This is a genomic window from Terribacillus sp. JSM ZJ617 (assembly GCF_044383785.1).
Taxonomy (GTDB): domain Bacteria; phylum Bacillota; class Bacilli; order Bacillales; family Amphibacillaceae; genus Terribacillus.
Genome location: NZ_JBISEQ010000002.1, coordinates 34,797 through 51,425, shown reverse-complemented (window position 1 = coordinate 51,425; position 16,629 = coordinate 34,797). Strand labels below are relative to the sequence as shown.

19 protein-coding genes are annotated in these 16,629 nt (G+C 43.5%); 8 read left to right on the top strand and 11 right to left on the bottom strand.

The window, feature by feature from the left end; all coding sequences use genetic code 11:
* Nucleotides 1-119 precede the first annotated feature (119 nt).
* Nucleotides 120-410 carry an Fpa/YlaN family protein gene (locus tag ACH6C1_RS06505; protein ID WP_038559874.1) on the bottom strand — a complete coding sequence of 97 codons (291 nt, stop codon included), beginning with the start codon at nucleotides 408-410 and terminating at the stop codon, nucleotides 120-122.
* Nucleotides 411-574: 164 nt separating this feature from the next.
* On the opposite strand from ACH6C1_RS06505, the gene ACH6C1_RS06500 reads away from it, so the two are divergent.
* From ACH6C1_RS06500 to ACH6C1_RS06490, 3 genes are all read left to right on the top strand, one after another.
* Nucleotides 575-1,039 (top strand): hypothetical protein, encoded by a 465-nt coding sequence (locus ACH6C1_RS06500; protein WP_366249479.1) that lies wholly within the window; start codon nucleotides 575-577, stop codon nucleotides 1,037-1,039.
* Between the two features lie 118 nt (nucleotides 1,040-1,157).
* Nucleotides 1,158-1,361: a YlaI family protein gene (locus ACH6C1_RS06495; RefSeq protein WP_095222994.1), complete on the top strand. Its 204-nt coding sequence runs from the start codon at nucleotides 1,158-1,160 to the stop codon at nucleotides 1,359-1,361.
* Nucleotides 1,362-1,377: 16 nt separating this feature from the next.
* Nucleotides 1,378-1,542 (top strand): DUF5325 family protein, encoded by a 165-nt coding sequence (locus ACH6C1_RS06490; RefSeq protein WP_176465729.1) that lies wholly within the window; start codon nucleotides 1,378-1,380, stop codon nucleotides 1,540-1,542.
* A 24-nt stretch (nucleotides 1,543-1,566) separates the two neighbouring features.
* Here the strand turns inward: ACH6C1_RS06490 and ACH6C1_RS06485 are convergent, their stop codons facing one another.
* Both ACH6C1_RS06485 and ACH6C1_RS06480 read right to left on the bottom strand, forming a co-directional pair.
* Nucleotides 1,567-2,370 (bottom strand): inositol monophosphatase family protein, encoded by an 804-nt coding sequence (locus tag ACH6C1_RS06485; RefSeq protein WP_374075708.1) that lies wholly within the window; start codon nucleotides 2,368-2,370, stop codon nucleotides 1,567-1,569.
* Nucleotides 2,371-2,408: 38 nt separating this feature from the next.
* Nucleotides 2,409-2,597, bottom strand: coding sequence for a hypothetical protein (locus tag ACH6C1_RS06480; RefSeq protein WP_176465728.1), 189 nt, complete (start codon nucleotides 2,595-2,597; stop codon nucleotides 2,409-2,411).
* A 143-nt stretch (nucleotides 2,598-2,740) separates the two neighbouring features.
* On the opposite strand from ACH6C1_RS06480, the gene ACH6C1_RS06475 reads away from it, so the two are divergent.
* Nucleotides 2,741-3,364: a YktB family protein gene (locus ACH6C1_RS06475; RefSeq protein WP_374075705.1), complete on the top strand. Its 624-nt coding sequence runs from the start codon at nucleotides 2,741-2,743 to the stop codon at nucleotides 3,362-3,364.
* Nucleotides 3,365-3,397: 33 nt separating this feature from the next.
* On the opposite strand, the gene ACH6C1_RS06470 is transcribed toward ACH6C1_RS06475, so the two are convergent.
* A complete protein-coding gene (locus tag ACH6C1_RS06470) occupies nucleotides 3,398-3,667 on the bottom strand; it encodes a UPF0223 family protein (RefSeq protein WP_095222990.1) in 270 nt (89 codons plus the stop codon).
* Nucleotides 3,668-3,792: 125 nt separating this feature from the next.
* Here ACH6C1_RS06470 and ACH6C1_RS06465 point away from each other — a divergent pair, with 125 nt between their 5' ends.
* Complete coding sequence (locus ACH6C1_RS06465; RefSeq protein WP_374075702.1) at nucleotides 3,793-5,265, top strand: aminotransferase class I/II-fold pyridoxal phosphate-dependent enzyme; 1,473 nt, start codon at nucleotides 3,793-3,795, stop codon at nucleotides 5,263-5,265.
* 25 nt (nucleotides 5,266-5,290) lie between these two features.
* On the opposite strand, the gene ACH6C1_RS06460 is transcribed toward ACH6C1_RS06465, so the two are convergent.
* On the bottom strand, nucleotides 5,291-6,127 hold the full coding sequence (locus tag ACH6C1_RS06460; protein ID WP_374075700.1) for a polysaccharide deacetylase family protein: 837 nt from the start codon (nucleotides 6,125-6,127) through the stop codon (nucleotides 5,291-5,293).
* 210 nt (nucleotides 6,128-6,337) lie between these two features.
* On the opposite strand from ACH6C1_RS06460, the gene ACH6C1_RS06455 reads away from it, so the two are divergent.
* Nucleotides 6,338-7,906, top strand: coding sequence for a glycine betaine uptake BCCT transporter (locus ACH6C1_RS06455; protein ID WP_374075698.1), 1,569 nt, complete (start codon nucleotides 6,338-6,340; stop codon nucleotides 7,904-7,906).
* Nucleotides 7,907-7,979: 73 nt separating this feature from the next.
* Nucleotides 7,980-9,011 (top strand): C45 family autoproteolytic acyltransferase/hydrolase, encoded by a 1,032-nt coding sequence (locus tag ACH6C1_RS06450; protein WP_374075696.1) that lies wholly within the window; start codon nucleotides 7,980-7,982, stop codon nucleotides 9,009-9,011.
* Between the two features lie 12 nt (nucleotides 9,012-9,023).
* Here the strand turns inward: ACH6C1_RS06450 and lpdA are convergent, their stop codons facing one another.
* From lpdA to ACH6C1_RS06425, 5 genes are all read right to left on the bottom strand, one after another.
* Entirely contained in the window at nucleotides 9,024-10,433 is a 1,410-nt protein-coding gene (gene lpdA, locus ACH6C1_RS06445; RefSeq protein WP_374075694.1) for a dihydrolipoyl dehydrogenase, read from the bottom strand.
* 3 nt (nucleotides 10,434-10,436) lie between these two features.
* Nucleotides 10,437-11,741: a dihydrolipoamide acetyltransferase family protein gene (locus ACH6C1_RS06440; RefSeq protein WP_095222985.1), complete on the bottom strand. Its 1,305-nt coding sequence runs from the start codon at nucleotides 11,739-11,741 to the stop codon at nucleotides 10,437-10,439.
* Between the two features lie 24 nt (nucleotides 11,742-11,765).
* Nucleotides 11,766-12,743: an alpha-ketoacid dehydrogenase subunit beta gene (locus ACH6C1_RS06435; RefSeq protein ID WP_095222984.1), complete on the bottom strand. Its 978-nt coding sequence runs from the start codon at nucleotides 12,741-12,743 to the stop codon at nucleotides 11,766-11,768.
* A gap of 3 nt (nucleotides 12,744-12,746) precedes the next feature.
* Nucleotides 12,747-13,790 carry a pyruvate dehydrogenase (acetyl-transferring) E1 component subunit alpha gene (gene pdhA / locus ACH6C1_RS06430; RefSeq protein WP_170937536.1) on the bottom strand — a complete coding sequence of 348 codons (1,044 nt, stop codon included), beginning with the start codon at nucleotides 13,788-13,790 and terminating at the stop codon, nucleotides 12,747-12,749.
* A gap of 403 nt (nucleotides 13,791-14,193) precedes the next feature.
* On the bottom strand, nucleotides 14,194-14,847 hold the full coding sequence (locus ACH6C1_RS06425) for a YkyA family protein (protein WP_374075691.1): 654 nt from the start codon (nucleotides 14,845-14,847) through the stop codon (nucleotides 14,194-14,196).
* Nucleotides 14,848-15,026: 179 nt separating this feature from the next.
* Between ACH6C1_RS06425 and def the strand changes: the two genes are divergently transcribed.
* Complete coding sequence (def, locus tag ACH6C1_RS06420) at nucleotides 15,027-15,581, top strand: peptide deformylase (protein WP_095222983.1); 555 nt, start codon at nucleotides 15,027-15,029, stop codon at nucleotides 15,579-15,581.
* A 33-nt stretch (nucleotides 15,582-15,614) separates the two neighbouring features.
* Here def and ACH6C1_RS06415 read toward each other — a convergent pair whose 3' ends face one another.
* Nucleotides 15,615-16,388, bottom strand: coding sequence for a Cof-type HAD-IIB family hydrolase (locus ACH6C1_RS06415; RefSeq protein ID WP_374075688.1), 774 nt, complete (start codon nucleotides 16,386-16,388; stop codon nucleotides 15,615-15,617).
* Between the last annotated feature and the right edge of the window lie 241 nt (nucleotides 16,389-16,629).

Genomic DNA, 16,629 nt, shown 5'->3' with positions numbered 1-16,629 from the left:
GATCGTTACAAACCGCCAGATTCATAGAATAATAAAAAAACCCCGCCGAATAAAAGGGCAATGGGGTTTCATCGTTCGTATGGGATGCCCGTACAAGCAATTGCAGGCGGCCGTAAGCTTTAAGGACGCATAGACCGCTGCGCTGCCTCATGCAGCACATTCAATTGCCTTTCCAAGTTTTCAAGAAGCTCTTTTCCATCTTCTTCTTTTACGAGATTCAATCGAATTGCAAAATCTATCTCACGTGACAAACCAAACATTTGAGTATCGAGTACTTCTTCATAAAGCGGACATTGAGGCATGGTCAAATTGTCCATCTGTACTTTGATTAGTTTAAGTATTTTATCAGCATCCGCCAAAAGAAGGGCATATGCTTTCTCTTGATTACTAACGGTGATCTCAGATATCAATATTATCCCTCCGTTAAACAGACTTCTTCTATACAATTCTAGCGGTAGTCCTGCTAAATTGCAAGACACGTCCAGCTAATATTTTTGTCGAATCGTTGTCAATTGTCACATTCTTTATGTTAAGCTGTATCTATAGATACTACTGGAAAAGGAAGTGTCACTATATGGTAATCACCCTGACAGGCAAAGTGGATTTCCCACTAACACTTGATCCATCCGTCTGGATTTTTGATGATCGCAAAATCCTTTTTGAAAACGCTTTTAAAGAGGTCGAGTCAGTTCCCGCTTCGGAAGAAAAACACTGGGATCGTTCTGTATATCAGCAAAAAATGAAACCGCCTATCAATAAGAGCCTTACTAAGGCCGAAAGAAAGCTGGCACTTGAAAACAGTTATGTTATGCCTATCTCCGATTTCCTCAACACAGCCAGTATACAAGCAGATGCCACGCATGCGGTATTTCTGACAGACACTGGTGAAGAAATTGTACCTTTGGACGAGCTTAAGGAAAGTATGTTTCTGTTCGCAGTAGATGGACGCAGCATCAAAGAAACCGGACCTGCCCACTGTTACCTGCCCAGCAGAAAAGAAGATCCAATCAAAGCCATCCGTCAAATAAAGATCTGCTGAGTTCCTGTTTATAATCTACCGGAAGCGGATATGACTGATAGAGACTTTTTGTAAGATACACACAATAGCATTCCGTATGGTAAACTGGAAAAGTATTATACTCTCCTGAGGTGATAGCATGCGTGTAAAATGTGTACTTTGCGATAAAGTCGAAGAAATAGATGAAGGAAGTCCGCATGCAAAGAAACTGCGGAATCGGCGCAATACCATGCATATATGCAGCGATTGCTCAGACCGTATCTCATTGCGGACGAAGGAACGAAAAGCGACCGGGAACTTCAATTTATACCGGGAAAAGAAGACAGATGAACCTTTAATTTAATAAATGAGGTGAGACGATGTCAAAGGGATTAGCTTTGCTGACTGCAATAATGGTTATTGCTTGCTTCGTAGCAGCAGGCGTGACGATCAGCTATCAAAACTATGGTTTAATGACAGTTGCGATAATCGCCGGTTTCTTCATTATGGGTGCTGGTATCTTCGCAAAAAGAAAAGGACAGTAAAAAAGACGGGCTAACCCGTCTTTTTTATTTCAATTCGATATAATCCTTGATCAATTCCCCGTGGATGCTGCTATTAGCTGCGACTACTGTTGTCTTATTCAGAAAATCGACGGGCTCCCCTGTCGCATCGGTCAGTTTTCCTCCTACTTCTTGGAGGATTACAAATCCACCAGCATAATCCCAGGGCTGCAGACTGAAGGTTAAGTAAGCATCTGTAATCCCCTCAGCCAGAAAAGCCAGCTCCAATGCTGCTGATCCATATGCTCGCGTTCCCATTGCACGATAGACGAGCTGCTGCAGCTTTTCTTCATTCACACGGCGATTGGGACAGAGCCAGAAATGATTGAGCTCTATGATCGATTGATCGAGTGTCTTTTCAGGAAGGTTTGGCAACTGAAAATCATCCTTGAAGGCCCCTTCGCCGCGCTTTGCATGATAGAGTGTATCCTCCATCACATTGTAAATGATTCCTATTTCCGCAACACCATCATGTATAATGCCTATTGATATGGCGAAGTTAGATTTCTGATGGACAAAATTCATCGTTCCGTCAATCGGATCGATTATCCAGACTGTGCCTTTCGTTTCAGAAACAGCTTCTCCAATACCTTCCTCCCCTAACACTTTATGTGATGGGTAGTTCTCGCGTATTTTTTCCAAAAAGAAGGACTCCACTGCTTTATCCATCTTTGTTACAAGATCTTTCGGGCTTGACTTTGTCATGATCTCCAATGGCTCATCCATTTTCTCTTTGATAAGCTGTCCCGCTTCCAACACCCACTGTTGTGCTTGCTTATGCAATGTATGCTTCATTGATTGCTCCATCATGTGGCCCCCATTCTTTCCACTAGCTTATCACAAATAATTCATGATTCGAACCGATTCAATTGCTCGCTGAGTACACGAAGCTTCGCCTTAGCTTCCTTCACTGCTTTGTCATCTTCCTCCTGCATGGCATCATGTAAAGTAACTAGATAATAATCGATTTCAAGACGTATAGCAGGCACCTTCTCTTGAGCTTCCCTTTTTCGTAACGCCTCCATTACATCACGCATCTTCATCTCCTCCTATCTATTTATACCATCCTATCAAGTTGTTTCTTATTACCACTGCAGTGCGGTTTGTAAACCTTTCCTTGCTTGCATTTTACCTATTGGACGGGTATGATGAAGGAAGATTTCTGCAAGGAGTGACATTAATGACAGCATTATTCACAAAAGAAGATTTCGATGTTTTTACGATAGATGGTTTAGATGAGAGAATGGAAGTGCTTCGCAGCCGCCTCTCTCCAAAATTGGAGATGATCGCGACAGAACTAGCTCCGTTCGCAGAACAAGTGACAGACCATGATATGTATGTCCATGTAGCTAAGCATGCACGACGCACGAAGAACGCACCGAACGACACATGGTCCGCTCTTGCATCCAGCAAACGCGGATATAAAAAGCTGCCTCATTTTCAAATAGGGTTGTGGGGTACACATGTTTTCATTCAGTTTGCCCTTATTTATGAAAGCCCGTTAAAGGAAACACTCGGTCAGAAAATGACAGAAGCAAAAAAGCAGATTCTCGAATCCATCCCTTCTCATTACGTCTGGTCAATGGATCATATGAAACCCGATGCTTCTCCTATTTCCGAAGAGTTATACGACAAAATTGCAGATCGACTGCAGCATGTCAAAAAAGCAGAACTAGTATGCGGGATTCATTTGCGGCCTGATGACCCTGCACTTGCTTCTAAGGAAGCTTTCCTTAAGGTATGTCAGGATGTCCTAAAACATACAGCTATCCTTTACGAACAGGCGGCTTACGAGCCCGTATAAGAAAAATCCCTTCCTGTATGAGGAAGGGATTTTTTACATATTTATTTTTGCCCCAGGTGAAGCAGCCTTAGCTTTCTGGACTGCTCTATAGCTGGAATAACCAGAATCCTTTTGAAACTTAGCATCCAGCTGTTTTTCTTCTGATTTTGAAGGTACAACTTTCTTGAAACGTTCATACGCGAGCAGCAGATCTTCCCGTACACTTCCATCTTCATATGTACGCTCCACTAATGAGAAGAAATTCACTACGTCAATGATTTCCTCTTTCGTCCATGTTTCATCAATTGGATAGCTGTAATTCATTCTATCCCTCCTTTTCCCTGGATAATAGTGTAACACGAAAATAACTTTCCATGCGACGCTAGTAATCGTGTCGCAGTTTTGCTATAATTCTTTTGTTTTTAACTTGTAAAGAGGTGTCAGCTAAGATGTTTTCACAAGATCAAGCACCACTGTTCGATGGTGTGCGCAAGCATGCGGCGAACAAACCGTTACAGTTCCATATACCAGGACATAAAACCGGCAAAGGAATGGATAAAGAATTCTCGGAATTTATAGGTGAGAATGCTCTTTCCATCGATTTGATAAATATAGAACCTCTGGACGATTTACATCACCCCCATGGGATGATCCAAGAAGCACAACAGCTTGCTGCTAAAGCTTTCGGAGCGGACTATACGTTCTTTTCGGTCCAGGGAACAAGCACTCCGATCATGGCAATGGTAATGAGTGTATGTAAACCAGGAGATAAGATCATCGTCCCACGGAACGTCCATAAATCCGTGACCAGCGCGCTCATCTTCTCTGGAGCGATACCTGTCTTCGTACATCCTCAAGTGGATGAGAAGCTAGGTATATCGCACGGTATCACTCCGGAAGCCGTAGAAAAAGCATTGGAAGCGAATCCGGATGCAAAAGCTGTTCTCGTCATCAATCCGACCTACTTTGGTGTTGCTGCCGATTTAGCACGTATCGTAGAGATTTCCCACAGTTATGAAGTCCCTGTTCTAGTTGACGAAGCACATGGTGTTCACATTCACTTTCACGATGAAATGCCTGTATCAGCCATGGCTGCAGGAGCAGACCTTGCTGCAACCAGTGTCCACAAACTGGGAGGTTCATTGACGCAAAGCTCCATTTTGAATCTGCGTGAGGGTTTGGTTCGTCATGAACAGGTTCAAACGGTCCTTTCCATGCTTACTTCGACGAGTACTTCTTATATACTTCTCGCATCCTTGGATGCAGCACGCCGCCAGCTTGCCACCAAAGGTCAAGAGATGAACGAACATGCCATCCGGCTGGCAAATGATGCTCGGCAAAGCATCAACGCCATAGAAGGCCTATATTGTGCTGGTGAGGAAATCCTTGGGTCAGAGGCTGCTTTTGCCATGGATCCTACCAAACTGCTTGTGTCTGTAAAACAGCTCGGTATATCCGGCAGCGAAGCAGAGCGCTGGCTGCGAAAAGAAAAAAATATCGAGGTTGAACTATCCGACTTGTATAACTTGCTGTTTTTGGTAACACCGGCTGATACAGTTGTGGAAATCCAGCAGCTTATAGATGCATTGACAGATTTGGCAGACCTTCGTCAAGCACAGATTTCTGCAGTCGAAATTGAGGTATCTATACCAGAAATACCTGTCTTATCCTTAAGTCCCCGCGATGCTTTTTATGCAGATATAGAAGCAATTCCGCTTGCAGAAGCAGAAGGCCGGATCAGTGCTGAATCCATCATGGTCTATCCGCCAGGAATCCCGATTTTCATTCCAGGTGAAATCATCAGTATCGATAATATCAGCTATATAAAAAGAAATCTGGAAGCCGGCCTGCCGGTACAAGGTTTGATGGATGAATCGATTGAATATATCCGCGTTATCAAAGAACACCATGCTTTCCAATAAAAAACTCCCCGTATGGGGAGTTTTTTTATGAAGGTCGCTCTATTGTATCTGGTTCCACAAGGTCATAGCCTTTATCTTTCAAGCCGGTCACAATGTCTGGTACAGCTTGAGCTGTCCATTCTCTATCATGCATGAGGAGATTGGCTCCATTGCCTAGCAGTTCCGTGTTTACCATGATATCCGCTAAAGCATCACTGTCCTGATACTGGCTTTCCCAATCGTATCCATAAGTCCAGTTCATCACCGTCATTCCCTCATCTTCAGCCAGCTGTCTGCTGTAGTCTGTATTCTCTCCAAACGGAGCTCTGAAGAATTCAGGTTTTTCTCCAATGATCTCCTCAACCTCTTCGTTCACTTTGAGAATTTCCTCTTTTACTTCTTCGTCGGTCAGATCATTCAGATTGGCATGACTGTAGGTATGGTTCCCGATTGCAAACCCCATGTCATGAATTTTCTTCAATGTTTCCTTTTGTTCATCAGTTGTCAAAAAGTGACCGTTCACGAAAAATATTGCTGGTGCATCAGCTTCCTTCAACGATTCAGCTATTTCAAGCGCATGTTTGTCGGGAGCGTCATCGAATGTCAGAAGTGCGACCTGCGGTTCGGCACCGTCAATCGGGACGATGGAAGACACTTCCGAGACTTTATATTGTGGTTCCTGCTGTTCCTGTTTTTCCTCTGCGTTCTGCTGTACTTCTTCTTGTTCTTGATCACCTTGCTTTGTTTGATTCCGTTCAGAAGACGCGCTCTCTGTACTCTCCATATTATTTGACTCTGTACTCGTTTGCTCCGAGCTGGCACAACCGGTCATTAACACGCCGGATAAGCCGATAAGCATGGGAAATACTAAAAATCTCTTCACTGCTATAACCTCCAAATTGACATAGTACTGCCATTATAGAGGAAATATTTGGACTTGTAATGTAAGTAGGTCATTATATGTCGAGATTAGGAGAAATGTACCGGTTAAGGTTTACTAATTTCCCATAACGGGTAGGAACTCCTAGTAGACATTGTTATACTATTCACTTACGCACTCTTATACGAGCTTTAAAGCAGAAAGGAATTTTTTATGAAGAAAACAACAAGTGTATTTTGGTGGGGAATCGGAATTGTGGTAGCTTTCCTTATTTGGGGCAGCATTCCGGAATCTGTACTTCCCAACGGAAATACTGCAAATGTAACGAATACCATTCAAACCTTCCTTATCGATCAGTTTGGCTGGTTCTACTTAATTGCTACTACAATTTTCCTCGGTTTCGCATTTTTCCTCATGTTCTCCAAATACGGAAAAATTACATTAGGCAAACCTGATGACAAACCAGAGTACAGCTACATATCTTGGTTTGCTATGCTATTTAGTGCAGGTATGGGTATTGGCTTGGTATTTTGGGGAGCTTCAGAACCACTCAACCATTTCAATAATCCTCCGACGATCGTAGGTGATGCGCAAACTGCTGAAGCTGGTACAACTGCCCTATCCTACAGCTTCTTCCACTGGGGACTGCATCCATGGGCAACTTACGCAATACTCGCGTTAGCAATCGCTTATTTCACCTTCCGCAAACAATCCAAAGGTGGCGTAATAAGTGCAATTTTGGAACCAATCTTCGGTGAGCGTATACATGGTCCGCTTGGAAAATTAATTGATATCATCGCAGTTTTTGCGACCATCTTTGGTGTAGCAACTTCCCTTGGTCTTGGCGCTATTCAAATTAGTGGAGGACTATCTTATATTTTCGACGGAATAGAACCAACCTTCGGTACAGAGCTGCTCATTATTGTAATTGTAACTGTATTATTCATAGGTTCAGCATTAACCGGCTTAGACAGAGGGATAAAAATACTGAGTAATGCTAATATAATTTTTGCAGTGCTGCTTATGCTTGCAGTACTGTTTCTAGGACCAACTAATTTTATCCTCAATTCCCTTGTTACATCTTTGGGACAGTACGTGCAGCACCTGCCGGAATGGAGCTTACGCCTGACACCTTATGATGCTGACAATTCTTGGATAGGAGATTGGACACTTTTCTATTGGGCGTGGTGGATTGCATGGGCCCCATTTGTAGCGACCTTCATCGCCAGAGTTTCACGAGGGCGTACAATAAGAGAATTTGTCATGGGTGTACTTCTAGTGCCGACAATCTTTGGAGCAATATGGTTTGCGGTATTCGGTGCCACAGGAATTCATATGGAATACTTCCAGAATATCGACCTGTTCAGCGAGATCTCATCACTAGGTGAGGAAGTAGGATTATTCGCAATGCTATCACAGCTTCCTGGCGGTATGATCTTATCCGTATTAGCGCTACTATTAATTGCAACATTCTTTATAACTTCCGCCGATTCAGCTACATTCGTATTGGGTATGCAGACGACTAACGGCGATCTGAACCCTTCTAAAACAATTAAACTTATTTGGGGATTAATCCAATCAGCAACAGCAGCAATCCTTCTATGGGTCGGCGGTGCGGACGGTCTGGGAGCATTACAGACTGCCTCGATAATAGCAGCCTTCCCATTTGCTATAATTCTGATCTTAGTAGTTGTATCACTTATTATCACCTTTAAAAGAGAAGCAAAAAGGCTAAATCTTGACAACAAGCCGAAACAACCGACGAAAAAGACAGGAGATTAACACTCCTGTCTTTTTCCTTTGCAGGATTTCTTTTGAATTTCGCCGAAATATAATCTGCAGAAGGGGTGATTTTATGGAAGAAATACAAGCTGCAATTATTCAAGCTAGAGGAAGCGCATATAAAATAGGAAAGAAAACAGCTGCTGCTTATACTGAGAACCCTATTCTCCAGCAATTCAGCCAGCTCTCTTCCCAGCGAACTAAATATGAAGAAATTAAAGCACTGTTCTCGAATTATGCTCCCCACCTATTAGATGAGCTGCAAGGGTTAGCTGATGGTTTAGGAAAAACACAACAGGAAGCGGCAATATTGTACAGCGGCTATAATATGCCCAGACCACAAGCTCTTGGCTGTTCTGCTTATGTTGATCAGTACCACTACGTACGCAATTATGATTTCAGCCCCTCCCTTTACGATCATTGCCTTAGTTTTATAGCGCCAGAAGAGGCATATGGATCGATTGGCTATAATCTGCAGTTAATTGGCAGACATGATGGGGTAAACGAAAAAGGGTTGACAATAGGCCTGCACTTTGTCAGTAATCAGGGATACCGTAAAGGCCTATCTGCTTGGACTGTTCTTAGAATCGCTCTTGATACGTGCGAAACAACTCAGCAGGTCATCGATCTATTCAAAGAGCTGCCGCATGCAGCTTGCTACAACTTCTCAGTTGGAGATGCAAAGGGTACGCACGCTGTCATTGAAGTCACTCCTGAGAAGGTTTGCGTCCTGTCTTCAAGAGCAGGTTTAAACTGCGTCAACCACTTTAAGCACAGCGATTTAGAAGCATTAAATCGACAAGATATGACAAGTTCCGCTAAGCGGGAAAAATTCCTTCTGAACACTAAAACCTCCACAATGTCACAGCAGGAATTATTTGATTTGTTTTCTGATCCCGCTTCTCCCCTTTTCTTCGAAGACTATAATCGGCTGTTTGGTACATTACATACCTTTGCTTACTCTTTTAAAACCAAACAATTAATGACAGCATTATCTCGAGGTAAACGATTGGAACTAAACATAGAGGATTGGTTTACTGGCAACAACTTTAAAGTAGACAAATTATACGGAGAAATAAAAAAAGAGCCTATCCCCGAAGGATAGGCTCTCTCTTTATTATTTTACGATATGGATAGGTGTGCCGATTGCAACTTCAGCAGCTTCCATAGTGATCTCGCCAAGAGATGGGTGAGCATGGATTGTAAGTGCAATATCTTCCGCCGTAATTCCAGATTCAACCGCAAGGCCAAGCTCAGCAATCATATCGCTCGCGTTTGGACCAGCGATTTGAGCACCAAGGATAACACCGTCTTCTTCACGAGTGATAAGTTTCATGAAACCATCACTGTCGTTAAGAGATAGCGCACGACCATTTGCAGCAAATGGGAATTTAGAAGCTTTTACTTTGTAGCCAGCATCTTTAGCAGACTGCTCTGTATGACCTACAGAAGCAAGTTCAGGCTCGGAGAAGACTACCATCGGAATACCATTGTAATCGATAGCAGATGGTTTGCCGCTGATTGCTTCCGCAGCGATCTTACCTTCGTAAGAAGCTTTGTGTGCAAGTGGCGGGCCTTCTACGATATCACCGATTGCATAAATGTTTTCGATGTTTGTACGGCACTGTTCATCGATTTCGATAAGTCCGCGGTCAGTCATCTTGATACCTACTCCTTCCAAACCTAGTTCGGAAGTGTTAGGGCGACGGCCAACTGTAACAAGTACATAATCAGCATCGATAGTTTCTTCTTTACCTTTTGCTTCATACGTTACTTTTACGCCGTCAGCTGTTTCTTCAACGCCTTTAGCCATAGCTTCTGTAACGATGTTAACGCCTTTTTTCTTAAGTCTGCGGGAAACAAGGGAAGTCATTTGTTTCTCGAAACCGCCAAGGATGTCTTTCAATCCTTCAAGGACAGTAACTTCAGTACCGAAGTTAGCATAAGCAGTACCAAGCTCGATTCCTACGTAACCGCCGCCGATAACAACGAGTTTCTTAGGAATTTCTTTCAAGTTAAGTGCACCAGTAGAATCTAGTACGCGATCAGAGTATTTGAAGCTTGGAAGCTCGATCGGTGTAGAACCAGTTGCAATGATACAGTTGTTGAAAGTGTAAGTCTGAGAGCTCTTCTCATCCATTACTTTAACAGTGTTTTTGTCTACGAAGTAAACTTCACCGCTTACAACGTCTACTTTGTTTCCTTTCAATAGACTGCCAACACCGGAAGTAAGCTTGTTTACAACACTAGCTTTCCAATCCTGTACTTTTGAGAAGTCTACTTTTGCACCTTCAGTAGAGATACCAAGATCTGCATCACCATGAGCGTATTCCGCTTTGTGACCCGCTTGGATCAATGCTTTGGAAGGAATACAGCCGACGTTCAAACAAACACCGCCAAGGTTTCCTTTTTCTACTACTGTTACTTTTTGACCTTCTTGTGCAGCGCGGATGGCAGCTACATAGCCGCCAGGTCCCGCACCTACCACAAGAGTATCTAATTCGATTGGGAAGTCTCCTACTACCATTTCTTATCCCTCCATCATGATTAGTTGTGGATCAGCCAATAGACGTTTCAAGTGGTTCATTGCTGTTTGAGCAGTTGCACCGTCAACGATTCTATGGTCGAAGCTTAGAGAAAGTGCAAGCACTGGAGCTGCAACGATCTCGCCGTCTTTAACGATTGCTTTTTCGGCAATACGTCCAACACCTAGGATTGCTGCTTCAGGGTAGTTGATTACCGGAGTGAACCACTGACCGCCTGCAGAACCGATGTTAGAGATAGTGCTGGAAGCACCCTTCATTTCATTCGGAGCAAGTTTTCCATCACGCGCTTTAACAGCAAGCTCGTTGATTTCCTGGGAAATAGTAAAGATGGACTTGCGATCCGCATTTTTCACAACTGGTACAAGAAGACCTTTTTCAGTGTCAGCTGCGATACCAATGTTGTAATAATGTTTTGTAACGATCTCGTCTGTCGCATCGTCGATGGAAGAGTTCAAGATCGGGAAGTTTTTCAATACAGAAACAAGCGCTTTGGCAACGTAAGGAAGATACGTTAGCTTGATTTCTTTTTCAGCTGCAACAGCTTTGAATTTCTTACGGTGCGCAACAAGCTCAGTTACATCTACTTCATCCATCAACGTAACGTGAGGAGCTGTAGTTTTAGAAGTAACCATCGCCTTAGCGATTGCACGACGGATACCGCTCATTTTCTCTCTGGATTCAGGGTATTCATCACCAGAAACAACTGGAGCAGATTGTTTTTGTTCAGCAGCAGGCTCTTGAGCAGCTTCAGCTTGTGGTGCAGCTTTCGCAGCGCCGCCGTTTTTAAAGCTGTCGATATCTTCAGCTAGTACACGGCCGCCTTTACCAGAACCAGATACTTGTTTGATGTCTACACCTTGCTCACGAGCATATTTGCGCACAGAAGGCATTGCGATGATTAGATCGCCAGATGGAGCTTCGCCAGCTTCAGCTTTAGGACCTTCTTCTTTGATTTTTTCAACAGTTTCGTTGGATTCCGTACCATTAGCTTGGATGGAAGTCTGTTCCTGCTCAGCTGGAGCCGGAGCATCTCCGCCAGCTGCATCGCCAGCTTCGCCATCGAATGTGATAAGTGTATCACCAACGATTGCTACTTCACCTTCACCTACAGAGATCTTGCTTACTGTACCCTCATAAGGAGATGGGATTTCAACTACTGCTTTATCGTTTTGGACTTCGCAAAGTACGTCGTCCTCTGCTACTGTGTCGCCTTCTTTGACGAACCATTTTACGATTTCACCTTCGTGAATACCTTCACCGATATCCGGCATTTTGAATTCGAAAGCCAAAATAATTACCTCCTGATTCTGCTTTTAGAAATTGATTACTTCGTTCGCTTTTTCCACGATGTCGTTATGGTTTGGAAGCCATACTTCTTCTGCTTGTGAGAAAGCAAATACAGTATCCGGTGCTGCAACACGCATAACTGGTGCTTCAAGATGAAGGATAGCGCGCTCTTGGATCTCAGAGATCAAGTGAGCAGCGATACCAGCTTGACGCTGTGCTTCCTGCACAACTACAACACGGCCAGTTTTCTTAACAGATGCAAGAACTGTATCAAGATCGATCGGGCTTACAGTACGCAAGTCGATTACTTCAGCAGATACATTGTTTTTCTCAAGTTCTTCTGCAGCTTTCAAAGAAGCTTGAACCATTGCGCCATAAGCGATCAATGTTACATCAGTACCTTCACGTTTAACAGCAGCTTTACCGATTTCAACTGTGTATTCCTCTTCAGGAACCTCTTCACGGAATGAACGGTAAAGTTTCATGTGCTCAAGGTAGATAACTGGATCGTTATCGCGGATCGCAGAGATCAAAAGACCTTTTGCATCATAAGGGTTGGATGGGATAACAACTTTAAGACCAGGCTGTTGTGCCATAAGTCCTTCAAGGGAATCCGCGTGCAGCTCAGGAGTGTGCACACCGCCGCCGAATGGCGCACGGATTGTGACAGGAGCGTTTTGCGTGCCGCCGGAACGGTAGCGCAAACGAGCCAATTGTCCGCTGATTGCATCCATAACTTCGTATACGAAGCCAAAGAATTGGATTTCAGGTACTGGACGGAAGCCTTCGATCGCAAGACCTACAGCCATACCGCCGATTGCAGATTCTGCAAGTGGTGTATCGAATACGCGGTCCTCGCCGAATTCAGCTTGCAGACCTTCAGTAGCACGGAATACGCCGCCGTTTTTACCAACGTCTTCCCCGAAGACCATAACGTTTTCGTCATTCTTCAGTTCCGTACGGAGAGCATCAGTGATTGCTTGGATCATTGTCATTTGTGCCATGACTTACTTCGACTCCTTTTCTTTGTACACTTCCAATTGTTCTTCAAGGTTAGAAGGAAGTACTTCGTACATGTTGTTGATCAAGTCGGATACTTTCATTTTCGGATAGTTATCCGCATCTTTGATCGCAGCTTTGATTTCTTCTTTCGCTTGGTCGATCACTTTGTTTTCTTCTTCTTCTGACCATAGGCCTTTTGCTTCCAAGTACTTGCGGAAACGTACCAATGGATCTTGTCTTTCCCACTCAGTATCCATTTCTTCTGTACGGTAGCGAGTTGGGTCATCACCAGCCATTGTATGCGGGCCGTAACGGTAAGTAAGTGTTTCGATCAAAGTAGGACCTTCGCCGTTGATCGCACGCTCACGAGCTTGTTTTGTAGCTGCATATACAGCAAGTACGTCCATACCGTCTACTTGGATTCCAGGAATGCCAACTGCAACTGCTTTTTGTGCCAACGTTTTCGCTTTAGTCTGTTTCTCACGTGGAACAGAGATCGCGAAATGGTTATTTTGTACAACGAAGATAGCCGGTGCATCATATACTGCTGCAAAGTTCATACCTTCGTAGAAGTCTCCCTCAGAAGTACCGCCGTCACCTGTGTAAGTGATTGCAACGGATTTCTTGCCGCGGCGTTTCATACCTAATGCAACACCAGCTGCTTGAGTATACTGAGCACCGATGATGATCTGCGGGCTTAGCGCGTTCACACCTTCAGGGAATTGGTTTCCATGGAAGTGACCACGGGAAAATAGGAATGCTTGATAAAGTGGAAGACCGTGCCAGATAAGCTGCGGTACATCACGGTAACCAGGCAAGATGAAATCTTCTTTCTCCAAAGCGAAATGCGTACCAAGCTGGGACGCTTCCTGACCTGCTGTAGGAGCATAGAATCCTAGTCTACCTTGTCTATTCAATGCAATGGAGCGCTGATCAAGGATGCGCGTATACACCATTCTGTGCATTAATTCCTTCAATTCTTCATCTGACAAATCCGGCAAAGCTTCTTCGTTTACAACTTCGCCATTTTCGTTAAGGATCTGAAGCATTTCAAACTGTTCTTCAATACCTTCTAGCGTACGTTTCAAAGCTAGTCACCTATCCTTCCTAGAACTATATTTACTGTAATAGCCTTTCCAAAAACACTGGAAGTACCACAATAGTTTACTGTACCCGCTGCATCCCCTCGTTTAACCGGTTACAACAGAAGTACACAAAACTGTTACATAAATCATGATAACAAATAGTGATACAATTCATGTCCTGTTATAGTTTAGCTTATCTTGCCGGAAAACGTCAACAACTTAGATTAGATATTGCTAAGAATTTATGAAAACGGTATTAAAGAAATCTTCGCAATTCTCTAATCCTCAACTGTACTACACAATATGTTGACACTGTATCAGTACAATTAAAAAAACCCTTTTCCCACTCTGGGAAAAGGGTTCCTCCTTATTGGTTCTTTACATTCAGACCCGCAGCTTCATAAAACTGCTGTTTTTGCTCATTGAATGCCTCTGTCTGAGTATTGAACTCTTCATTGGCCGATTTGATTTCTTCATAACCTGCATTAATCTTTTCGATTTGACTGGTTAATTCATCCTGCGTAATGTCATCTTGCTGGAACATGTCATACAGGGTATTATCTTCATCCAACACTTTCGTATATGCTTCATGGAGTTTGTCATATGCACTGTAACGTGCCTCCATCGTTTCATATAGTTTCTGTGCCTTCTGCTTTGCATCATCGTTTTCCAGCTCATCAATGATAGAATCCACTTCCTCGAATTCAGCTTCCGCCTTATCCAAGCTTTCTTTTTCTTTCGCAAGCGCATCTTTACGCTGTCCGATCACGTCGATTGCTTCTTGGGATTTACTCTTGATTTGGTCCAGTTCATCTGTACCCAGCTGCAAAATTTCATTATATAAGTCCTGTTCTTTCTTTTCCAAATCTGCCAAAGACTCTTGCTGTTCGACATATCCTGATTCCAGAGATACAGTCTCCTCCAAATGATTGTATACCTGCTCCTCCGGCGACGCATTATTACATGCAGTGAGTCCCACAGCGCTCCCCATCAGGAGTATGCCTAATCCTAACTTGCGCAAAACGTATCCTCCTCTGCCATGTTTCCCACAGCTTCTATGTATTCCCCTACATTGTATACCAAACAGAAAATTCGTGAAAGAAATACGATAAACGAGTCCTCAAACTTGTTCTTGTGTCAGACAGACATTCTTGTGATACACTATAGAACGGAAAAGTAACAGTGCAAGGAGTGATCAGCATGATTACCATGGAAGATATTATCCGTGAAGGCAATCCGATTCTAGAGCAAGTTGCAGAAGCAGTGGAACTGCCTGCATCGGAAGAAGATAAACAAACATTGACAGATATGCTCGAATACTTGAAAAACAGCCAGGATGAGGACATTGCGACGAAGTATGATCTGCGTCCCGGCGTAGGACTTGCGGCACCACAAATCGGCATTTCCAAGCGCATGATAGCTGTCTATTTCGAAGATCCTAATGGTACCTTCTATGAATACGGCCTTTTCAATCCGAAAATCGTCAGTCATTCTGTCGAACATACGTATTTGATGAGCGGTGAAGGCTGCCTTTCGGTTGATCGTGAAATCCCTGGGTATGTACCTCGTTATTCCCGGATAACAGTCAAAGCTGTCACATTGGAAGGTAAAGAAGTCAAACTGCGCCTGAAAGGCTATGCAGCTGTTGTCTTCCAGCATGAAATCGACCATTTAAACGGAACGATGTTCTATGATCGAATTAATAAAGAGGATCCTTTCGCACAGCCGGATAACTCTAAACCGATTGAATTATAAAAAAATGCGCACTCTCCGAGAGTGCGCATTTTTTTATATCAACCCAGCCTCTTTCAGGCCAAGCGCAAGTCCGTCTTCATCCACATGGGCGGTCTGGATGTCAGCCAGCTCTTTCAATTCCGGCACTGCATTCCCCATCACAATACCAGTGCCGGCAAATTCGATCATCTCCAAATCATTCAGTCCATCTCCGCAAGCATATGCTGAGTGTACAGAAAGGCCTGCTGCTTCCAGCAACTTCATAACTCCGATTTTCTTGGAACCATCACCAGGCAGGACATCACAGGAAAGCGGATGCCATCGAATGAACCGGACATGGTTATGATGGGAGGAATATTCTTCTTGATCATCTGCCTCACAAAATAGAAGCGCTTGGTAAATTGGTTCATGATGGAAATAGTCTTTATCAATTTCCGGATATGTAAACCCAAGGGACGCCAGGCTGTCACGCACAAATTCATTATCCGTTTCCGAAGCCTTCATGATCGTATCTCCCATAAACACCATCGCATGCTCTTTCTCGGATGCTTCATCATACAAATGCAGCAAATGCTCCCTTTTGATTGGATTACGATAGATGACTTCATCTTCGAAAACGACGTACTGACCGTTATAGCTTACAAAGGAATTAATACCAAGCTCTTTGCGGATTTCCTCAAACATGAACGGAGCCCGCCCTGTCGCTATTGCAACGTAATGACCATTCTCCTTCAATGCCTGAACAGCTTCTTTTGTTGCCTGAGGAATTTCACCCTTTGTATTCAGAATAGTGCCATCGATATCAAGGAATACGATTCTTTTCTCCATAGTACATCCTCCTCCTAGTCGTTCCTGCCCTTGCATCTTTCTTCTCTACTTCTTATAATCGAGTATAAGTTATGCAGGTTCGTCGAAAAATATCTTTACATGAATCCCAAGAGAAAACAACCTTCCCTTCCTTTTATCGGCAGTTTTTTTGAAAGTATGCTGTGTTTTTGTTTTCATCTTAGCGTTTTCATACTATACTGTAAGTAAGAGGGATTGGACGGGTAAACGTTTTTTCTTGCTT

Excerpts from the sequence above, each read along its gene's own strand:
- lpdA (WP_374075694.1), bottom strand. The coding sequence starts at position 10,433 with ATGGTAGTAGGAGACTTCCCAATCGAATTAGATACTCTTGTGGTAGGT.
- ACH6C1_RS06455 (WP_374075698.1), top strand. The coding sequence starts at position 6,338 with ATGAAGAAAACAACAAGTGTATTTTGGTGGGGAATCGGAATTGTGGTA.
- ACH6C1_RS06495 (WP_095222994.1), top strand. The coding sequence starts at position 1,158 with ATGCGTGTAAAATGTGTACTTTGCGATAAAGTCGAAGAAATAGATGAA.
- ACH6C1_RS06415 (WP_374075688.1), bottom strand. The coding sequence starts at position 16,388 with ATGGAGAAAAGAATCGTATTCCTTGATATCGATGGCACTATTCTGAAT.
- ACH6C1_RS06470 (WP_095222990.1), bottom strand. The coding sequence starts at position 3,667 with ATGAATTACAGCTATCCAATTGATGAAACATGGACGAAAGAGGAAATC.
- ACH6C1_RS06480 (WP_176465728.1), bottom strand. The coding sequence starts at position 2,597 with ATGCGTGATGTAATGGAGGCGTTACGAAAAAGGGAAGCTCAAGAGAAG.
- ACH6C1_RS06450 (WP_374075696.1), top strand. The coding sequence starts at position 7,980 with ATGGAAGAAATACAAGCTGCAATTATTCAAGCTAGAGGAAGCGCATAT.
- ACH6C1_RS06490 (WP_176465729.1), top strand. The coding sequence starts at position 1,378 with ATGTCAAAGGGATTAGCTTTGCTGACTGCAATAATGGTTATTGCTTGC.
- ACH6C1_RS06465 (WP_374075702.1), top strand. The coding sequence starts at position 3,793 with ATGTTTTCACAAGATCAAGCACCACTGTTCGATGGTGTGCGCAAGCAT.
- ACH6C1_RS06485 (WP_374075708.1), bottom strand. The coding sequence starts at position 2,370 with ATGATGGAGCAATCAATGAAGCATACATTGCATAAGCAAGCACAACAG.
- ACH6C1_RS06475 (WP_374075705.1), top strand. The coding sequence starts at position 2,741 with ATGACAGCATTATTCACAAAAGAAGATTTCGATGTTTTTACGATAGAT.
- ACH6C1_RS06435 (WP_095222984.1), bottom strand. The coding sequence starts at position 12,743 with ATGGCACAAATGACAATGATCCAAGCAATCACTGATGCTCTCCGTACG.
- def (WP_095222983.1), top strand. The coding sequence starts at position 15,027 with ATGATTACCATGGAAGATATTATCCGTGAAGGCAATCCGATTCTAGAG.
- ACH6C1_RS06500 (WP_366249479.1), top strand. The coding sequence starts at position 575 with ATGGTAATCACCCTGACAGGCAAAGTGGATTTCCCACTAACACTTGAT.
- pdhA (WP_170937536.1), bottom strand. The coding sequence starts at position 13,790 with ATGCTTCAGATCCTTAACGAAAATGGCGAAGTTGTAAACGAAGAAGCT.